Annotated in this window: 1 rRNA gene; it reads right to left on the reverse strand. The window is 54.4% G+C overall.

Annotation, left to right across the window (positions count from 1 at the left end):
• Positions 1 to 515 precede the first annotated feature (515 nt).
• Positions 516 to 618, reverse strand: a 16S ribosomal RNA gene (locus tag ACXJ3V_RS20370); the annotation flags it as partial.

The following is a 618-nucleotide window of genomic DNA, read 5'->3' on the forward strand; positions in this document are numbered from 1 at the left end:
CCAGATGCCAAGCCAGATGCCAAGGCATCCACCGTTTGCTCTTAAAGATTTGAAAATCACATGAGTTCGTCTCTTCGGCCCGGATCAAAGACCCGGTATGAAATTGACTAATGATCTAAAAAGATCATCTATGTGAAATGACCACGCGTCAGAGCCACCGGCAAGCCGGTTTCTCATTCCACGAAAGTCATCTCAAAGATGCTCGCGTCCACTGTGTAGTTCTCAAAGTACGGGCGGTACCCTCCCCGCCTGCCGGCAGCGCCGGCAAACAAGAAAAGGTCCAGAGGTTCGTCAGGCCCAACCTTCCGGTCGAGCACATCCGGTCCCTCAGGACCCAACAGCGTGCATGTACGAGACCCGATGCCCCCCACGTTTCCAGCTGCAAGCAGCGTACTAAGTGTGAAACCTCATCCCTCGCACCTTGTCAATTGTTCCACCCATGAGCTACCAGTCGAGAACGTGTGTCTCGAATCTGGCGCCTGGACACCCTCAAGAGGATGCCAGATGCTCCTTAGAAAGGAGGTGATCCAGCCGCACCTTCCGGTACGGCTACCTTGTTACGACTTAGTCCTAATTACCGATCCCACCTTCGACGGCTCCCTCCCAAAAGGGTTGGGC

It is taken from the genome of Microbacterium sp. P5_E9, assembly GCF_054049175.1.